20 protein-coding genes and 1 other annotated feature are annotated in these 17,871 nt (G+C 31.2%); of the genes, 17 read left to right on the forward strand and 3 right to left on the reverse strand.

Annotated features, from left to right (window positions below):
• The coding region (locus Q0K54_RS03510; protein WP_294578474.1) for a histidine phosphatase family protein at positions 1-205 on the forward strand (205 nt) is incomplete at its 5' end.
• Here the strand turns inward: Q0K54_RS03510 and Q0K54_RS03515 are convergent.
• The gene (locus Q0K54_RS03515; protein ID WP_294578475.1) at positions 190-801 is read right to left on the reverse strand and encodes a Crp/Fnr family transcriptional regulator; all 612 of its coding nucleotides are present in this window, start codon (positions 799-801) and stop codon (positions 190-192) included. The two genes, Q0K54_RS03510 and Q0K54_RS03515, sit on opposite strands and share 16 nt — an antisense overlap.
• 114 nt (positions 802-915) lie before the next feature.
• On the opposite strand from Q0K54_RS03515, the gene Q0K54_RS03520 reads away from it, so the two are divergent.
• A complete protein-coding gene (locus Q0K54_RS03520; RefSeq protein WP_294578476.1) occupies positions 916-1,761 on the forward strand; it encodes a YitT family protein in 846 nt (281 codons plus the stop codon).
• A 65-nt stretch (positions 1,762-1,826) separates the two neighbouring features.
• On the opposite strand, the gene Q0K54_RS03525 is transcribed toward Q0K54_RS03520, so the two are convergent.
• Positions 1,827-2,231 carry an NUDIX hydrolase gene (locus Q0K54_RS03525; RefSeq protein ID WP_294578477.1) on the reverse strand — a complete coding sequence of 135 codons (405 nt, stop codon included), beginning with the start codon at positions 2,229-2,231 and terminating at the stop codon, positions 1,827-1,829.
• Between the two features lie 108 nt (positions 2,232-2,339).
• On the opposite strand from Q0K54_RS03525, the gene Q0K54_RS03530 reads away from it, so the two are divergent.
• The 7 genes from Q0K54_RS03530 (at position 2,340) to Q0K54_RS03560 (ending at position 8,882) form a co-directional block, all read left to right on the forward strand.
• Entirely contained in the window at positions 2,340-3,164 is an 825-nt protein-coding gene (locus Q0K54_RS03530; protein ID WP_294578520.1) for an undecaprenyl-diphosphate phosphatase, read from the forward strand.
• A gap of 81 nt (positions 3,165-3,245) precedes the next feature.
• Entirely contained in the window at positions 3,246-3,539 is a 294-nt protein-coding gene (locus Q0K54_RS03535) for a PTS sugar transporter subunit IIB (RefSeq protein WP_294578478.1), read from the forward strand.
• Between the two features lie 210 nt (positions 3,540-3,749).
• Positions 3,750-4,940 carry an MFS transporter gene (locus Q0K54_RS03540; RefSeq protein WP_294578479.1) on the forward strand — a complete coding sequence of 397 codons (1,191 nt, stop codon included), beginning with the start codon at positions 3,750-3,752 and terminating at the stop codon, positions 4,938-4,940.
• A 119-nt stretch (positions 4,941-5,059) separates the two neighbouring features.
• Complete coding sequence (locus Q0K54_RS03545) at positions 5,060-6,697, forward strand: Na/Pi cotransporter family protein (RefSeq protein ID WP_294578480.1); 1,638 nt, start codon at positions 5,060-5,062, stop codon at positions 6,695-6,697.
• A gap of 66 nt (positions 6,698-6,763) precedes the next feature.
• On the forward strand, positions 6,764-7,756 hold the full coding sequence (locus Q0K54_RS03550; RefSeq protein ID WP_294578481.1) for an ROK family protein: 993 nt from the start codon (positions 6,764-6,766) through the stop codon (positions 7,754-7,756).
• A gap of 80 nt (positions 7,757-7,836) precedes the next feature.
• Positions 7,837-8,307, forward strand: a complete 471-nt coding sequence (locus tag Q0K54_RS03555; RefSeq protein ID WP_294578482.1) for an RbsD/FucU domain-containing protein — start codon at positions 7,837-7,839, stop codon at positions 8,305-8,307.
• A gap of 2 nt (positions 8,308-8,309) precedes the next feature.
• The gene (locus Q0K54_RS03560) at positions 8,310-8,882 is read left to right on the forward strand and encodes a sugar O-acetyltransferase (RefSeq protein ID WP_294578483.1); all 573 of its coding nucleotides are present in this window, start codon (positions 8,310-8,312) and stop codon (positions 8,880-8,882) included.
• Positions 8,883-8,895: 13 nt separating this feature from the next.
• Here the strand turns inward: Q0K54_RS03560 and Q0K54_RS03565 are convergent, their stop codons facing one another.
• Positions 8,896-10,059 (reverse strand): MFS transporter, encoded by a 1,164-nt coding sequence (locus Q0K54_RS03565; protein ID WP_294578484.1) that lies wholly within the window; start codon positions 10,057-10,059, stop codon positions 8,896-8,898.
• Between the two features lie 225 nt (positions 10,060-10,284).
• On the opposite strand from Q0K54_RS03565, the gene Q0K54_RS03570 reads away from it, so the two are divergent.
• The 8 genes from Q0K54_RS03570 (at position 10,285) to Q0K54_RS03605 (ending at position 17,871) form a co-directional block, all read left to right on the forward strand.
• A complete protein-coding gene (locus Q0K54_RS03570; protein ID WP_294578485.1) occupies positions 10,285-10,728 on the forward strand; it encodes a MarR family winged helix-turn-helix transcriptional regulator in 444 nt (147 codons plus the stop codon).
• 36 nt (positions 10,729-10,764) lie between these two features.
• Positions 10,765-12,495 carry an ABC transporter ATP-binding protein gene (locus Q0K54_RS03575; RefSeq protein ID WP_294578486.1) on the forward strand — a complete coding sequence of 577 codons (1,731 nt, stop codon included), beginning with the start codon at positions 10,765-10,767 and terminating at the stop codon, positions 12,493-12,495.
• Positions 12,495-14,354, forward strand: coding sequence for an ABC transporter ATP-binding protein (locus Q0K54_RS03580; RefSeq protein ID WP_294578487.1), 1,860 nt, complete (start codon positions 12,495-12,497; stop codon positions 14,352-14,354). Before Q0K54_RS03575 ends, Q0K54_RS03580 begins: the two co-directional genes overlap by 1 nt.
• Before the next feature lie 362 nt (positions 14,355-14,716).
• Positions 14,717-14,839 (forward strand) — a sequence feature (ribosomal protein L20 leader region).
• Between the two features lie 14 nt (positions 14,840-14,853).
• Positions 14,854-15,408, forward strand: coding sequence for a translation initiation factor IF-3 (infC, locus tag Q0K54_RS03585; RefSeq protein WP_294578521.1), 555 nt, complete (start codon positions 14,854-14,856; stop codon positions 15,406-15,408).
• Between the two features lie 18 nt (positions 15,409-15,426).
• Complete coding sequence (rpmI, locus tag Q0K54_RS03590; protein ID WP_294578488.1) at positions 15,427-15,621, forward strand: 50S ribosomal protein L35; 195 nt, start codon at positions 15,427-15,429, stop codon at positions 15,619-15,621.
• A 21-nt stretch (positions 15,622-15,642) separates the two neighbouring features.
• Entirely contained in the window at positions 15,643-16,002 is a 360-nt protein-coding gene (gene rplT / locus Q0K54_RS03595; RefSeq protein WP_294578489.1) for a 50S ribosomal protein L20, read from the forward strand.
• 88 nt (positions 16,003-16,090) lie between these two features.
• The gene (locus Q0K54_RS03600) at positions 16,091-16,480 is read left to right on the forward strand and encodes a hypothetical protein (protein ID WP_294578490.1); all 390 of its coding nucleotides are present in this window, start codon (positions 16,091-16,093) and stop codon (positions 16,478-16,480) included.
• Between the two features lie 92 nt (positions 16,481-16,572).
• Positions 16,573-17,871, forward strand: a complete 1,299-nt coding sequence (locus Q0K54_RS03605; protein WP_294578491.1) for an FtsX-like permease family protein — start codon at positions 16,573-16,575, stop codon at positions 17,869-17,871.

Raw genomic sequence — 17,871 nt, forward strand, 5'->3', positions numbered from 1 at the left:
GTCGTTTGTTGAATTATGTGTTCGTGTTTATTCTTTTTTAGATGAAATCAAAAAACAAGCCATCGAAAGTGATGTCTTGTTAGTGTGTCATGGTGCCGTTTGCCGAGCTATTAATACTTATTTTAATGATATGACTAATGATGAGATCTTTCATTATTCAACTGATAATTGTCAGCTGTTAAAATATGATTATTTATCAAGATAATGTTTTAAAGCTGGGCGATTGGTAATGATTATTTTTTTATATTGCCGTTGAATCCAGCCTTGATTACTAAAATCATTTAAGATCTTAGTAACGGTAACTCGGTTTAATCCGGTTAGAGAAGCTATTTCTTCATGAGTGTAAGAGATAGTTTTTTTATTTTGTTCTAATAAAAAGGCGGCTATTTTTTCATGACGATTATAAAAATATGCTTTTTTAACTTGATTGGTCAAATAATCATTGGTTGATGATAAAAGTTGCATGATTGCCAGTGTCAATTCTTTTGATTCAAGAATTTTAGGATACATTGTTTCCAATTGACAGGATACTAGTTCGACTTCTTCAATAGCAGCAACACAAACAGGACGATTGGTATTTTGTAAAAAAGAAGATTCACCAAAAATACCGCCTTTGCTTATAATATCCAGGGTAATTTCTTGACCATCTTTAGAAACAAGAAAGACGCGGACGCGACCTTTTAAAATTAAATAAAGGTTATTGCTATTATCTTCTTCCATATAAATAATATCACCAGGATAATATTTGATAGAAGTTCCGGTTTCAATAAAATATTTAAAAAGATTTTGAGCTATTTTCATTGATTCCTCCGTTGTATTTTAGTTATAAAAATATTTAATAATTTTATCTAATTGTAGCATAGATTACATTTTTTAGATAGTAATTATGATATCTTATTTTTCGAGGTGAGGAAGATGAAAGAAAGATTGATAAAAATTGGTTTAATTATTTTTGGTAATGTATTAGTAGCCTTTGGAATTAGTACTTTAGTATTAGAAAACGAATTGATTTCTGGTGGTGTTACTGGTTTAGGAATTGCTGCCAATCATTATTTGGGAGCTAATATTTCATTAGTTGTTGGGGCAATAAACATTGTATTATTTTTGTTGGGACTTGTTTTTTTAGGAAAGAAATTTGCTTTATCAACATTAATTTCTACCTTTGCTTTTCCAGTATTATTAGAGTTTTTTAATACCCATAGTTTTTTTCATAATTACTGTAACGACACTTTATTAGGTGTTGTTTTAGCCGGATGTTTACTAGGAATTGGAACAGGATTGATGATTAGAAATGATGCATCATCTGGAGGAATGGACATAATTGCCATTATCTTAAATAAAAAATTAGGAATACCGGTTTTTATCATGGTTAATTTCTTTGATTTTTCAATTTTATGTCTGCAGGCAACTTTTAGTGATACGACTAAGATCATTTATAGTATCGCTTTAGTTTTTATTACTTCATTTATGTTAAATAAAACTTTAACTAAAGGTTCTAAGATGGTTCAATTATTAGTGATTTCTGATTATCACGAAGAATTGAAAAAAGTTATTACCGTTGAAGGCGATACTGGAGTTACTGCGTTTTATAGCCAAAAAGGACATACTGGTAATGATACTAAAGTTTTAATGACCATTATTCCCCCTTATAAGCTTAATAAATTAAAAGCTAAGATCAAAGCAATTGATCCGGTAGCTTTTATGGTAGTAGCTACAGTTGACGAGGTCAGTGGACGGGGTTATACCATAGCACGAAATTAAAATAAAAGGTTGCAGTTGATTACCTTTAACTAAAATAGTTAAAGTCGTAAATAACTGCAGCCTTTTTAATAATTACTTAATGCTAAAACTTTTAAAATATGGTAAATATTACCATCACCGGCAAAACGGTTATCATCTTTAAAATCTTCATCAAGATCGATCCAAACTAATTCATTTTCATCGCCATAGACTTCAATATCTTCATTGATGATACCAACATAAGTCTCTAATAGCGTATCATCAAGATAATAAGTAAAATCCATGAAATGAGTTAATGAAACATCTTGTTTAGTAATACCAGTTTCTTCTTTTAGCTCACGATAAGCTGCTTCAAGATGATTTTCATCGGGTTTGATCTTACCACCGACAAAATTATACTTGCCTTGATAAGGATCTTTTCTTCGTTTACACATTAATAATTTTGATTTATTGTGATTAAAAATCACAATAATATTTACTTTTCTTCTCATTTTAACATTACCTCATCTAGATTTTATCATGTTTATAAAAATTTAAGAATATAAATACTGTTTTTTTAGTTTATAAGTGCTATAATGCAAAAGTACATTGTGGAGGAGATTATGATTATAGAATTAATAAAAGTATTTATCCTAGGAGTAGTTGAAGGGATCACAGAGTGGTTACCAATTAGTAGTACCGGGCATATGATCCTGGTTGACGAATTTATTAAGTTGAATGTTTCGGCTGATTTTTTGGAAATGTTTTTGGTTGTAATTCAGCTAGGAGCTATTTTAGCGGTCATTGTCTTATATTTTGATAAGCTGATGCCATTTGATTATCACCATGGTTGGAAAGTGCGTAAAGATACTTTTTCAATGTGGTTTAAAATCATTGTAGCCTGTCTGCCAGCAGCAATAATCGGTTTATTGTTTGATGATATATTAAATGAATTATTTTATAATCCAATTACTGTTGCCATTGCCTTGATCGTATTTGGGGTTTTATTTATCTTTATTGAAAATTATAATAAAGGACATAGAGCTAAAATTAATTCAATTAGCGAAATTACTTATAATACAGCCTTGATTATTGGGATATTCCAATTGATTGCTGCTGTTTTTCCAGGTACTTCACGTTCAGGAGCGACAATTGTTGGTGCTTTGTTAATAGGGGTAAGTCGAACAGTAGCTACTGAATTCACATTCTTTTTGGCAGTACCGGTAATGCTTGGGGCTAGTTTATTGAAAATTGTTAAATTTGGTTTTGCTTTTACTGCAACTGAAGCTGTTTTATTGATTTTTGGTATGGCTGTTGCGTTTGTAGTAAGTATGATAACGATCAAGTTTTTAATGAGTTATATTAAAAAGCATGATTTCAAAGTCTTTGGCTGGTATCGAATCATTTTAGGAATTATCGTTTTATTATATTTCATGGTCTTTTAAAATCTAGATTAATTCTAGATTTTTTTTGTATATATGGTAAAATTAATTTATAGGATACAATTAAGTTAAGGAGGTTTTTGTATGAAAATTTTATTATGCTGTACCGCAGGTGTTACATCTAATATGTTTGCTGCAGCTTTAAAAGATGAGGCTGACAAACGCGGCCTTGAAGTAATTGTTTGGGCAGCAGCAGAAGTAACCGTTGAATACTCTATTGAACAAGCTGATGTGATTTTAGTTACGCCACAGTTAGCTGGATCAATCAAGAAATTTAAAGATTTAGCTAATCCAGGAGTTCCAGTTACTTTAATTAGTGAAGAAGATTTTAAAACATTCAATGCTAAAAAAGTATTAGATGAAGTTTTAGCTAAATAATAAGTTCAAAGCTAACAACATAATATCTTATTGTTAGCTTTTTCCTTGGCTGATTTTTCCGTAAAAACTTCCAAAATCCTGCTTGACTAATTGGAAAAAATGATTAAAATGTAGTGGTAAAATTTATAAAGCGCTATAACAATGTGTAGTTCAAAACGTAAAGCCAATTGTTTTGAACTGCACATTTTTTGCGTATTGGGAGGAATTAACATGAAAAAAGAAAAGCTTTGGACAAAGAACTTTATTTTCATTATCGTGATTAATTTCTTTGTCTTCTTAAATCATTTGATGGTTTTATCAACTTTTCCATTTTTTATATCTTATTTAGGATATTCGGATAGTGTCTCAGGGGCTTGTGCGACTATCTTTTCGTTAATTGCGGTTATCTGTCGTCCATTTATTGGCTGGATGTTAGATAATGGAAAGAGAAAGACGATTTTATTGATTGGTTTATGTGGTATGGCTTTAATTCCAATGGGTTATTTACTGATTTATACAGCAGTTGCTTCGATTGTATTGGCAGTAATCTTTAGAATGGCCCATGGATGTGCTTTAGCTTGTTCTAATACTTCAACTTCAACGATTGCCACTGATATTATTCCTAAATCACGTTTTTCTGAGGGAATGGGAATGTTTGGGATGGCTACAGCACTAGCAACAGCTTGTGCTCCAACAATTGGTGAAATGTTGATGGGCTATGGTTTTTCAATTTTATTTTTAACAGCTACAATAATCATGATTATTTCATTAGTATTGTTTGCAATGTTGAAAACACCAAAAATTGATGTACCGAAAAAGTCTTTAAGTATTAAAGGATTGATTATTAAAGATGCTTTACCGGCTTCGATTACGGTTTTGATCTTTTTATTAACTTATGGAGCATTAGAAAATTATATTTTAAAATTTGTTTCTGTAGCTGATACGATTACATTATCTGGTGGGTTATACTTTACGATCATGGCCGTAATGTTGTTACTTACTAGAATTACTGTTGGTAAGGTTGCTGATAAAAAAGGGGAAGCTATTTTTGTTTATACATGTAATATTACGATGTTTATTGCCTTTTTATTGCTGGCATTTATCCCCAATAATATCAGTTTTATTATTTCTGCAGCCCTTTCAGGTTATGCCTTTGGTGGTTTAGAACCAGCACTTCAGGCAATGGCAGTAAGTATTGCCCCACCTTCTAGTCGGGGAGCAGCCAATTCAACCTTTTTATGCGCTTATGATATCGGTATTGGTTTAGGTGGCGGTATTGCCGGCGTCTTCATTGATATGGCCGGATATCACTATATGTTTATTATTTTATCAATAGCTAATATTCTTTCAGTAATTGTCTATTTATTAATTGGTAGAAATCATCCATCTTCAATGACTTTAAGAATTAAAAATAACGCTTGAGTGAGAATTTAATCAGTTCTCACTTTTTTTATGATTGAAAATGTTAATAATATATAAAGAATACTTGTGTTATCTTAATTTTATGTTAAATTATAGATTGAATAAAAAAGGAGAACAATATGGATATTACAGGGATTTTTAGTTTACTTGGCGGATTAGCGTTATTTTTATATGGAATGTCGATGATGTCTGATGGTTTGGAACAAGCTGCTGGAAATAAAATGAAAACCATTTTAGAAAAATTGACAACTAATCGTTTTTTAGGAGTAATTGTTGGTGCATTGATTACTGCGGTGATTCAATCATCTTCAGCCACAACAGTAATGACAGTTGGGTTTGTCAATGCAGGAGTTATGCAACTGCAAAATGCTGTCTGGATCATTATGGGAGCTAATATTGGAACTACGATTACTGGACAGCTGGTAGTTGTTGATATTAGTGCGATTGCGCCATTAATTGCATTTATCGGGGTCGCTTTAGTAGCTTTTTTTAAAAGTAAAAAATTAGATATGATTGGAATGATCATTGCTGGACTGGGAATTTTGTTTATGGGAATGGAAATGATGTCTAATGCGATGATGCCTTTAAGAGATTCAAAGGAATTTGTAGAAATTGTGGCTACTTTTCAAAATCCAATCATTGGAATTTTGGTCGGCGCTATTTTTACAGCTATTATTCAAAGTTCTTCGGCATCAGTAGGAATTTTGATTGCTTTAGCTAAAAGTGGTGTCATTACCTTGCCACAGGCAATTTATGTTTTATTTGGGCAAAATATTGGTACTTGTATTACAGCTGTTTTAGCTAGTATTGGAGCTAATCGTAATGCCAAAAGAACGACGATCATTCATTTATCATTTAATATTATCGGAACAATTATTTTTGTGATTATTAGTTTATTATTACCGTTTGCTTCTTTTGTTGCTTTTTTGACACCTGGTAATGTTCCAGCCCAAATTGCCAATGTCCATACGATTTTTAATATTGTAACGACATTATTGCTACTACCATTTGGTTCTTATTTGGTCAAGTTATCTTATTTGATCTTGCCAGAAAAACCAGAGGACACTGCTGCTTTAACTGAAAAGTATTTGGATAAAAGTATCTTTGACAATGATATTCATTTAGGTACCAGCACGATTGTCTATCAGCAATTATTTGATGAAATAGAAAATATGTTAATGGTGGCTAAGGGTAATTTAAATCGTGCTTTTGAGTTATTGTTTAAATTTGATGAAGAACAATTTAATGAAATTTTAAATCAGGAAGATTATCTTGATTATTTAAATAAAACAATTATTGAATATACTACAATGGCTATTTCTTCTACCATGCCTTTAGAAAATTCTCAGGCAATCGGTATGTTTATTAAAACAGCCAGTGATATTGAACGGATTGGTGATCATGCGATTGATATTAGTAAAAGAGCTAAGAAATTATTTGATAATCATGAAAGTTTTTCTGATGAGGCTATTGATGAAATTACTACGATGAAACAAATGACCAATCAGGTTTTAGAAAACCTAAATCTTTCATCGCTGGAAAAAAGTACAAATTTATTAGAAATAATAAATCAAATGGTTGATAAAATTGAAGCAAAGGCCAAAGAATTTGCCTATCATCAATTATCTCGTTTACAAGAGAAAAAATGTACACCGCAAAATAGCGCTTTATTTACTGAGACATTAATCGATTTTAAACGGGTAGGTGAACATAGTGTTAATATTATTGAAGCCTTCAATCAAATTGCGAAAGGATAGGTTCTAGGAACCTATTTTTTGTTTAAAAAATAAAAGATAAATGTTATATTTTAAAAGAGGTGGCTTATGAAAAGAATTGGAACTGGAAAATTACGGGAACAAAATGATAAACAAGTCTTTGCTTATTTAGCTGGTGGTAAAGCGGTAACTAAACGTGAATTGGCCAATGCAACCGGATTAACATTTGCAACGATTGGTAATATTTTAAATGATTTTGTTACCAGGAATATTGTTGTCTTTAAAGAGAGCTTATTATCAAAAAAAGGTCGACCAACAATTACTTATACGTTAAATCCTGATTATTTTCATGGATTAAGTTTGATCATTACAGTTATTAATAAGCAGGTCTTTTTATGCTTTCGAAGAAGTGATGCTCTTTTACGAGTGTTAGAATCAAAACAGGAAAAACTGGATTTATCAAAAATCGATCACTTATTAACGAAAGTTGCGAAGCTGGTTGATCAAGATCCTTTAATTAAAGTTATTGGTTTAGGAGTTCCTTCAGTTATTTATAATGATGAAATTATTGAATCAGATATTCCTGAATTAAAAGGATTGAATTTAAAGCAGTTAATTGAAGACAAAGTTAATATTCCTACGTATGTAAAAAATGAAATGAATTATTGCGCATATGGTTTTTATTGGCAATCAGGTGATTATAAAGATGTTTGTTATGTAACTTTTCCTAATCAAAGTGGGCCCGGATGTGGCAGTGTGATCAATGGTAAAATATTAGAAGGGCATAATAATATTGCCGGTGAAATTATTTACTTGCCCTTTTTTGAATATTTACAGCATCATGATCCTAAAAATATAAGTTACGATGAAAATAAAATTGCATTAGCATTATCTTGTTTAGCTTCAATTATTAATCCAGCTTATTTAGTTATTACAGGTGAGTCGCTGACTACTATTGATATAGAATTGGTCAAAGATATTTGTTTAAAGTATATTCCTGAGCAGTTTATGGCTGAATTAGTTTATCGTGATACTTATCTTGATGATTTTTTTAATGGGATTTTGAAGTTTATTAATGAAAAATATTTTTCTATTTATTAAAACTCTTTTAATAAATAATTGACATCTACAGATTAATTGGTTATATTAATTAAAAGTCTTTTAATAAAGGGGTGCGATTAATGAAAAAAAGAATTTTAAATGAACGGTTAGCAGCAATAGTAGCTACTATTCGTCATGGAGAAATGTTATTTATTGCCGATGCAGGTAGTGGAACAAGTGAAAAAGCCTTATATCCATTGGATCCAAGTGTTGAGTATTTAGATTTAGGAGTTGTAACTGGCTCACCAAGTTTTAAAGATGTTTTTACAACATTGATTGAATGTGGTGATTTTGAAGGGGCAATTGTAACTGAAAATATGCTTGCAGAAAATCAGGCAGCTTATCAAGTTGTTGAAGATAGCTTAGGAAAAGAAAATATTCATGTTATGCATTATATTCCTGAATACTATCAAATGCGTGATCGCTGTAAAGCAGTTATTCAAACTGGTGATTATGGTATTCATAGCCAGGCAATTTTGATTGCTGGGTATCCTAGTGCCGATATTCCCATGCAATGGTTACAAGAAGGTTTAAAGGAAGGAAAAGAGTAATAATGACAGAAAAAGAAAAGATGGCAATGCAGGTCTGGTATGATCCTAATAATGATCCACAACTAATTCAAGAAAGACTGGTAGCTATGGATCTATGTTTTCAATTAAACCAAATTAGACCACTGGCAGTTGAAAAACGCCAGGCCAAAATAAAAGAATTATTAGGTTACTTTCCAGAGGGCTTGGAATTATTGAGCCCATTTACTTGTGATTATGGTAAAAATATTGTTTTAGGGAAAAATGTTTTTATCAATATTAATTGTTATTTTATGGATGGTGGCAAAATTACGATCGGGGATAATGTTTTTATTGGACCATCATGTGGTTTTTATACAGCCAATCATGCTCTTGATTTTTTTAGTCGTAATCAGGGCTATGAAAAAGCTTTACCAATTACTATTGGTGATAATTGCTGGTTTGGGGCTAATGTGACGGTCTTACCAGGAGTAACGATCGGTAATGGGTGTGTAATTGGTGCTGGCAGTGTTGTTAGTCATGATATTCCTGATAATTCACTGATTGCTGGAGTACCAGCTAAAGTAATCAAAACAATCGATCAAACTAAACGAATTTAAAAAAACGAGCCGTTTAATGGCTCGTTTTGACGTTGATTTTTCTCGTTGTAAAAATTATAATTGCTCCAATTAAAGTAACTAGATAGATAAACATAAACATATAATTTAAGCCAAGATTGTCTTGTAAAATTCCTCCTAGAACATTTCCTAATGTTGAACCAATTCCAGAAGTCATGATACTAATTAAATTTTGTCCAGATAATTGGTCATCTGGCTGTAAATTATAAGTGACATAATAAGTAATTACGCCAGTGAATAATCCATAGGACATTCCCTGAAACATCATTCCGATAATTAAAATAATCAAATTAGGCGCCAGACAGATCGTAAAGTTTCTTAAAATGTAAAAAATTGAAGCTACCAGAATTAAAGTCAAACTATTAAATTTTTTCATTAATCGTGGTGCCATAGTAATAATCGGTAATTCACTAAAAGCCATAAAAAACATACAGACACCATATAGTTGAGTATTACCACCTAAAGTATTGACGATATTAATTAAATAAGTACTAATAGTGGTGGCTCCAGCAAACATAAAACAAAAACCTAGTAACAAGAAAAATAAAACTTTATAATTTTTGATAACATATAAAACAGTTCCCTGCTTTTTCTGTTCGTGTTTAACGTTTTTTTGCTCTGGCATAGTATACAATAAAATTAAAGTAATAATGATAAAGAAAAGATAGCCCATAGATAAAATCCAGGGATCGATAAAAGTAATGACTTGTCCAAAAATAAAAGCACTAGCTGCCCATGAAGCTGAACCAATTCCTCTAGCTAAACCAAAATTAACATAAAGACCATCATTAATATAATTCATGGCAATCATCGTTAATAAAGGAACGGTTGATAAAAGCAAAGCATACATCAAAATATAAATAATCATTAAAATGATTGCTGGCATTTGAATAAAACTCAAAATAATATACATGATGCCAATTCCAATGCTAATATAAGCAACGAGATTTTTAATAGTTAAATTAGTAAATCGATCTAATAAAGATGAGATAAATGGCGAAATAAAAATGGTGCCAACACATGAGACCCCAGTTACAATTCCAATTTCAGTATTTGATAGACCGCGATATTGTAAAAATATTGCGATAAAACCATTGATGCAGCAATAAGCCAACCAATAAAATAAGTGTAAAAGATTATATCTAGTTTTAAGTTGCATGTTGTTATCCTTTCTGTTAGTAGCAATATAATTTTAAATAAAATTTTTTTATTTTTTTGCATAAACATATTAACATTTTTTCTACTAATATTAGCAAGCATTTTACATATTTTGAAAAAAAATAATATTATGATATTACATCTTTACATTAATTAAAATGTGTGCTATTATACTGTTCGTATCCGAACTATAAAGTTCGTAACCGAAATAAAAGGAGGGTGATCAATGTATAGTGATCCTGTTGGCCGTAGGATAAAAATTATTAATAATTTAATGAAAAGGTCGATGGATAAGTTTTTTGGTCAGCGGCCTGATCGGGCAACTTTAATGCATACTTGGATCATCGGATTTTTGCAGGATCGTGAAGATGAAGGAATTGATGTATTTCAAAAAGATATAGAAGCTGAGTTTTCGATTAATCGTTCAACTACTTCAGAAATGCTCAAGTTAATGTGCAAAAATGGGATGATTCAAAGAATCCCAGTTGATTATGATGCACGGCTTAAAAAAATTGTTTTAACAGATCAAAGTCGGAAGTTTAATCAGGAGTTGCGATGCAAAATGAATGAACTTGATAAAATGTTAGTTAAGGATTTATCAGAAGAAGAAGTTGCAATGTTTTTAAAACTTTGCGATAAGTTAATTGAAAATTTAAATGAGAGCTTGTGATTTATCAAGTTTAAAATTGATGAAAGGGGATAAGAGATGGTAAAAACACTATTTAAGCAAATTAAACAGTATAAAAAGGATTCTTTGCTGACTATTTTCTTTGTAATAGTTGAAGTTATCCTGGAAATATTAATTCCATTATTCATGGCTAAGATCATTGACGATGGAATTAATAATGGAGATATTAATGCTGTTTATCGTTATGGATTAATAATGTTTATTATTGCGATTGGAACATTATCAACCGGTTTTTTAGCTGGTAAATATGCTGCTAAAGCTTCAACAGGTTTTGCAGCCAACCTAAGAGATGCAATGTATACCAACATTCAAACATTCTCATTTTCAAATATCGATAAATATAGTACAGCTGGATTGGTAACTCGTTTGACAACAGATGTTACTAACGTTCAGATGGCTTATCAAATGATAATTCGTATGTGTATTCGTTCACCTATGAATTTAATCTGTGCTTTGACAATGGCATTTATGATTCATGCGAAATTGAGCCTTATTTTTGTTGGAGCAATGGTTTTCTTGATCGTTGTTTTAGGAACTATCATGGTTTTGGCAACTCGTTACTTTAATCAAGTATTCCCAAAATATGATAATTTAAATGAAAGTGTTCAAGAAAATGTTGTCGCTATTAGAGCGGTAAAATCTTTTGTTCGTGAAGATTATGAAGATCAAAAATTTAAAAAAGCAGCACAAAATATTTATAAATTATTTGTTAAAGCTGAATCAGTATTAGCTTTCAACAACCCGGCAATGATGTTTGCTGTATATGGATGTCTTTTACTATTATCATGGTTAGGGGCTCAATCAATTGTTGGTGGTAGCTTAACTACTGGGGAATTGACAACTTTATTTAGCTACATTATGAATATTTTAATGTCTTTAATGATGTTATCAATGGCCTTTGTAATGATTACAATGTCAATTGCTTCAGGACGTCGTATTGCAGAAGTAATTAATGAAAAATCTGATTTAGTATCTCCTGATGGAGCTTTAACTACAGTTGCAAATGGTTCTGTAGACTTTAATCATGTTACTTTCTCATATAAACATGGTAGTGGTGAACCAGTTTTACGAGATATTGATTTGCATATCAAATCTGGTGAAACAATTGGTATTATCGGTGGTACTGGTAGTGCTAAAAGTAGTTTGGTTAACTTAATTAGTCGTCTTTATGATGTCGATCGTGGTAGTGTCTATGTCGGTGGTGAAGACGTTAGAAAATATGATTTGGAAGTATTAAGAAATGAAGTATCAGTAGTATTACAAAATAACGTATTATTCTCTGGAACGATTTTACAAAATCTTCGTTGGGGTAATGAAAATGCTACTTTGGAAGAATGTGAAGAAGCATGTCGTTTAGCTTGTGCTGATGAATTTATTCAAAAATTCCCTGATAAATATAATACTTATCTTGAACAAGGTGGTACTAACGTATCAGGTGGTCAAAAACAACGTTTATGTATTGCCAGAGCACTACTTAAAAAACCTAAGATCTTGATTCTTGATGATTCAACTAGTGCGGTTGATACAGCTACAGATGCCAGCATTCAATGTTCATTTGAAGAAAGAATTCCAGATACTACTAAGATTATTATTTCACAACGTGTTTCTAGTGTTCAAAGTGCTGACCGTATCATTGTGTTGAACGATGGTGTTGTCGACGCATTTGGCAGTCATGATGAATTATTAGAAACTAATGAAATTTATCGTACTATTTACGAACTTCAAACTAAAGGGAAGGAGGAAGCATAATGAAAACAAAAGGTGTCATGTTTCGTCTTTTAAAGAAATTATTTAAACAATATGGTGCCCATATTGTCATTGTCTTGATCTGTATCATAGTTCAGGCAATCTGTACGGTACAGGGAACAATGTTTATGCAGACATTGATCGATGATTATATTGTTCCATTAATGTCACAGGCTACTCCGGATTTTAGTAATTTACTTAATGCAATAATTAGATTAGCTTGCATCTTTGTTGTTGGGGTAATCTGCGCTTATGGTCATAGTAGAATTATGGTTAACGTAACTCAAGGTTTCTTACGTAATTTACGTATCGAAATGTTTGAACATATGGAAACTTTACCAATTCGTTATTTTGACCAAAATACTCATGGCGACATCATGTCAATTTATACAAATGATATTGATACTTTAAGACAATTAATCAGTCAATCAATACCACAATTGACATCAAGCTGTATTACTATCTTAACAGTGTTCTTTTCAATGTTATCATTGAACTTAACACTTACAGGAATCAGTGTCATCATGGTATGTATCATTCTATTTATTTCTCGAAGTGTCGGACGTTTATCAAGCCGCTATTTCGTAAAACAACAAGAGACATTAGGTGATGTTAATGGTTATATTGAAGAAATGATTTCTGGTCAAAAAGTTGTTAAGGTTTTCAACCATGAAGAAGAAGCAATTGAAGGATTCAGAAAAATTAATGAAGATTTAAGAGTAAGTTCATATAATGCCAATAAATTTGCCAATGTCTTAATGCCAGTAACAATTCAGGTAGGTAATATGTCTTATATTATCTGTGCTATCGTTGGGGCCATTTTAGCATTGTCAGGTTTCGATAGTTCACTTACAATTGGTACCTTAGTTACTTTCATGACATTAAATCGTAGTTTCAATAACCCAATCGGCCAAGTATCAATGCAAATTAACTCAATTGCTATGGCTCAAGCTGGTGCTGGTCGTATCTTTGAATTGCTTGATCAAGAAAGTGAAATTGATGAAGGTGTTGTCACTTTATGTCGTGTTAAATATAATGATAAAGGTGAAATGGAAGAAACTAAAGAATATACTGGTCATTGGGCTTGGCGTCATCCTCGTCCAGATGGAAGTATTGAATTAGTTGAGATGAAAGGTGACTTGAAGTTAGAAGATGTTGACTTTGGTTATAATGATGATCGCATGGTTTTACATGATATTAATGTTTATGCCAATCCAGGTGAAAAGATTGCCTTTGTTGGGGCTACTGGTGCTGGGAAAACGACCATCACTAACTTGATCAACCGTTTCTATGAGATTCAAAAAGGAACAATTACTTATGATGGTATTAATATTAGCTTGATTAAAAAAGCTGATTTAAGAAGATCATTAGGAGTCGTTTTACAAGATACGCACTTATTTACAGGAACAGTTATGGATAATATTCGTTATGGTAAGTTAACTGCTACCGATGAAGAATGTATCGCTGCTGCTAAATTAACTAGTGCTGATCAATTTATCAAACATTTACCAGATGGTTATAATACAATGTTGACAGGAGATGGAGCAAATCTTTCTCAAGGTCAAAGACAGCTGATTGCTATTGCCAGAGCAGCAGTTGCTGATCCACCAGCTTTAATCCTTGATGAAGCTACTTCTTCAATCGATACTCGAACTGAAACATTAGTTCAAGCTGGTATGGATGGATTAATGAAAGGTAGAACTACGTTAGTAATTGCCCATCGTTTATCAACAATTAAAAATAGTGATTGTATCATGGTACTTGAAGCTGGTCGTATTATCGAACGTGGTAACCATGAAGAATTAATTAAACAAAAAGGTAAATATTATCAGTTATATACTGGTGCTATTGATTTAGATTAACATCATGTTTAAACATGATGTTTTTCTTTTAGCTTTATGATAAAAATATAGTAATGATCTTAAGTTATTGTATAATATAAGTAGAAAGATGGTTAAAAATTAAACTGTACTAAAAGTTTTTTGAAAACATATAATATTGATATAAACAAATATCAGGCTGTAAATATTTATATATAAGGATAGGTGATCTTAATGATAGCAACATTATTATCAATTTTAGGTGATTTTTTTGGAGCGATTGCTAGTAGTATCTGGGGTAAAAAAGAATAATGAAAAAATATTTACAGCTTGGTTAAATTAAATAAGAAAAGTTATTGACATTAGATAAATAAAATGCTAATATATGAAAGCAAATAAAAAGTAGTGGAAAGAAGAAGTGCCTACTTCTCGCCCGATTGATGATGTCGATGGGCTAATGTCACTAAGATTATATTATCTTATTGTCAATTTGTGGGCACTTAGTGTGCTCACTTTTTATTTAAACTACAAACTGCACAAATTGGAGGTGTCTATTATTAGCAGATTTGATAACAGAAAACCAAAACAACCTGATGAGTTAGTTAATGAAAAAATCCGTTTTAAAGAAGTACTAGTAATTGATCAAAATGGTAATCGTTTAGGAGTTAAAAACCGCAATCAGGCAATTGATATGGCTTATAACGAAGGGCTTGATTTAGTGTGCGTAGCACCAAATGCTAAACCACCAGTATGTCGTATAATGGATTTTGGGAAATATCGTTTCGAGCAACAAAAGAAAGCTAAAGAAATGAAACGTAATTCTAAAGTTGTTTCTTTAAAAGAAACTCAATTGTCAGTGACAATTGATACACATGATAAAAATGTTAAATTAAAAAGAACATTAAAATGGTTAGAAGAAGGAAATAAAGTTAAGATTGCAATTAGATTTAGAGGACGTCAATTAGCTCATACAGAACTTGGTAAAAAAGTTATTGATGACTTTGTAGCTGAATGTGCGGAAGTTGGGCAAATTGAAAAACCAGCCAAGCTTGAAGGTAGAACTCTGACTGCGATAATTGCACCAAAGAAAAAATAATTCAGGAGGGAATATATTATGCCAAAAATGAAATCACATAGTGGTCTAAAAAAACGTTTAAAAAGAACAGGTAGCGGTAAATTGAAACGTAGCCATGCATACACTTCACATTTATCACATAATAAAACTCATAAACAAAAGAAACATTTGGCTAAATCAGGATTAGTTAGTGCTTCAGATTACAAGAGAATTAAATCAAGATTATCAAAATAATTAATGTAGGAGGAATGAAATATGGCAAGAGTTAAAGGTGGATATACTACTAGACATAGAAGAAAGAAAATATTAAAGTTAGCCAAAGGATATTATGGTTCTAAACATAGATTATATAAAACTGCAAATGAACAAGTAATGCATTCATTGGCTTATTCATATCGTGATAGAAGACAAGTTAAAAGAGATATGAGAAAATTATGGATTGCTCGTATTAACGCAGCTGCTAGATTAAATGATATTTCTTATTCTCGTTTAATGCACGGATTAAAATTAGCTAACGTTGAAATTAACCGTAAAATGTTATCTGAAATTGCAATTAGTGATCCAAAAGGATTTACTGCAATTGTAGATACAGCTAAAAAAGCATTAGCAAAATAAAAAATGGTTTACTGGTCTAAGAGAATTGCTCTTAGACTTTTTATTTATTTACTCAATTATGCTATAATCGTTGTAGGAGATGATGGGTATGAAAAGAGTAGAAATGCAAGTTGATTTTTCTAGTAGTATTGAAAAAGTTTTTCAAACGGTTACTGATTTAATGGATTGTTCATGGCGCAGTGATTTAGCTAAAGTTGAAAAAATTGATGATAATAAATTTATTGAATATAATCGTAAAAATCAGGCTACTAAGATTTTAGTAACTGATTGTCGCCAAAACACTCAATTTGAATATGAAGTTCAGACTAATAATTACAAAGGACATTGGAGCGGGCAGTTTGCCAGTCTGCCTGATAATGGCTGTCGTTTGTTTTTATTGTTTTATTTTGAACCTAATTCAATTTTAGGCAAGTTTGTTCGAGTTGATCGTTTTGAACAGCGCTATATTGAGGATCTAAAAAAGAAATTAGGGGAATAGCCAAGGATAACCTTGGTTTTTTATTTTGTTGTAATTGACTATTGTTGAAAGCGCTATTATAATCATAATATTAGGTTTTGAAGGAGGATGTGATGGGTAATTTTAAGTTTGCATTATCAATGTTAGTCAAAGGATCTAAAAAGAGCTTTTTTTATGGAATAACATTAGTTTTTACTATCGCTGTTACTTTTATTTTCTTTAACATAATTAATAATGATTATTTAAAAAATCAGGGAATTGTATCTGGTGGAGCGACCTGGAAACAGGTACAAGTGCCTTTTTCGACATCTTTGTCTTTTTTAATTATCATTTTTTGTTGTTTTATGATTTTCTTTGCTAATGATTTTTTTATTTCCAGAAAAACTAGTGAAATAGCAATTATGACTCTTTCTGGAAATAGTACGGTTAGATCTACTTTATATTTGATTTATCAGACATTTACATTATTATTGATAGCGACGCCGTTTGGGATTGGAATTGGGCGTTTAATTACCCCACTGATCAACTATATGATGTATCAATATTTAAATGTCCATGCATCAATTTATCAAATATCGATAAATACCTATCTAGAAACTTTGATCGTCATTATTATTATTTTAGCTACTTTATCGGTGTTTGCCAGTGGCTATATTTATCGCAATGATATTTCTTTTTTATTGCACCAAGAAAAAGCTATGGATATTAATCCTAATAATGAAGGTAAAATCAAGCCGATTTTATTCATTAGTTTATATTTTATTGGGATTGTAATGATGTTTATGGCCAAACACAGCGCTAACAACTATATTATGCCTACTGCAGTAGGAATTGTGGCCATGATTGGGGTAATTAAGTATTTTCTACCAGAGTTTGTTAAATGGTTCAAAAAGAAGTATTTATTGGAAAAACGTTATGCTTTGATTTATGTGTCTAACTTAGCTTATTCAATTCGGCGGGCCCTTCTATTGATTGCTTTATTAATGGCCATGGTTACTGGAATGATCGTTATTATGGCAACTTATTATAGTTCGCCTCGGGAATTTATTACTGCGTTTATTGGATACATCGTACTTACAATTTTATTGGTTATTAGTTTAATTTATAAATATTGTATGGAGGCTCAAACGCGAACGGTGTTGTTTTTGAATTTATGGAAAATTGGTTATACTCGAAATGAAGTCAAGAAGGTCATTAAACGTGAAGTATTTTATTTTTATTTGTTATTGTTATTAATTCCGCTGATATATGTTCTTTTTATAGCTGGGAGATTTGTTTATTATCAGCAGTTAAGTATTTCATTAGCGCTAGTTATTTGCTTGATTTATTTAATTGCGATTATAATTTCAGGATTGTTAACTAGCTATAATTATCAAAAATTAGTTATGGTACGTTTTAAAGGAGGAAAATAG

Source organism: uncultured Thomasclavelia sp. (assembly GCF_944324745.1).
Lineage (GTDB): Bacteria > Bacillota_I > Bacilli_A > Erysipelotrichales > Coprobacillaceae > Thomasclavelia.

Coding starts and splice junctions, on each gene's coding strand:
- Q0K54_RS03520 (WP_294578476.1), top strand. CDS start 916: ATGAAAGAAAGATTGATAAAAATTGGTTTAATTATTTTTGGTAATGTA.
- Q0K54_RS03515 (WP_294578475.1), bottom strand. CDS start 801: ATGAAAATAGCTCAAAATCTTTTTAAATATTTTATTGAAACCGGAACT.
- Q0K54_RS03565 (WP_294578484.1), bottom strand. CDS start 10,059: ATGCAACTTAAAACTAGATATAATCTTTTACACTTATTTTATTGGTTG.
- Q0K54_RS03575 (WP_294578486.1), top strand. CDS start 10,765: ATGGTAAAAACACTATTTAAGCAAATTAAACAGTATAAAAAGGATTCT.
- Q0K54_RS03555 (WP_294578482.1), top strand. CDS start 7,837: ATGAAAAAAAGAATTTTAAATGAACGGTTAGCAGCAATAGTAGCTACT.
- Q0K54_RS03560 (WP_294578483.1), top strand. CDS start 8,310: ATGACAGAAAAAGAAAAGATGGCAATGCAGGTCTGGTATGATCCTAAT.
- Q0K54_RS03550 (WP_294578481.1), top strand. CDS start 6,764: ATGAAAAGAATTGGAACTGGAAAATTACGGGAACAAAATGATAAACAA.
- Q0K54_RS03600 (WP_294578490.1), top strand. CDS start 16,091: ATGAAAAGAGTAGAAATGCAAGTTGATTTTTCTAGTAGTATTGAAAAA.
- rpmI (WP_294578488.1), top strand. CDS start 15,427: ATGCCAAAAATGAAATCACATAGTGGTCTAAAAAAACGTTTAAAAAGA.
- Q0K54_RS03545 (WP_294578480.1), top strand. CDS start 5,060: ATGGATATTACAGGGATTTTTAGTTTACTTGGCGGATTAGCGTTATTT.
- Q0K54_RS03535 (WP_294578478.1), top strand. CDS start 3,246: ATGAAAATTTTATTATGCTGTACCGCAGGTGTTACATCTAATATGTTT.
- Q0K54_RS03540 (WP_294578479.1), top strand. CDS start 3,750: ATGAAAAAAGAAAAGCTTTGGACAAAGAACTTTATTTTCATTATCGTG.
- rplT (WP_294578489.1), top strand. CDS start 15,643: ATGGCAAGAGTTAAAGGTGGATATACTACTAGACATAGAAGAAAGAAA.
- Q0K54_RS03525 (WP_294578477.1), bottom strand. CDS start 2,231: ATGAGAAGAAAAGTAAATATTATTGTGATTTTTAATCACAATAAATCA.
- Q0K54_RS03570 (WP_294578485.1), top strand. CDS start 10,285: ATGTATAGTGATCCTGTTGGCCGTAGGATAAAAATTATTAATAATTTA.
- Q0K54_RS03605 (WP_294578491.1), top strand. CDS start 16,573: ATGGGTAATTTTAAGTTTGCATTATCAATGTTAGTCAAAGGATCTAAA.
- Q0K54_RS03580 (WP_294578487.1), top strand. CDS start 12,495: ATGAAAACAAAAGGTGTCATGTTTCGTCTTTTAAAGAAATTATTTAAA.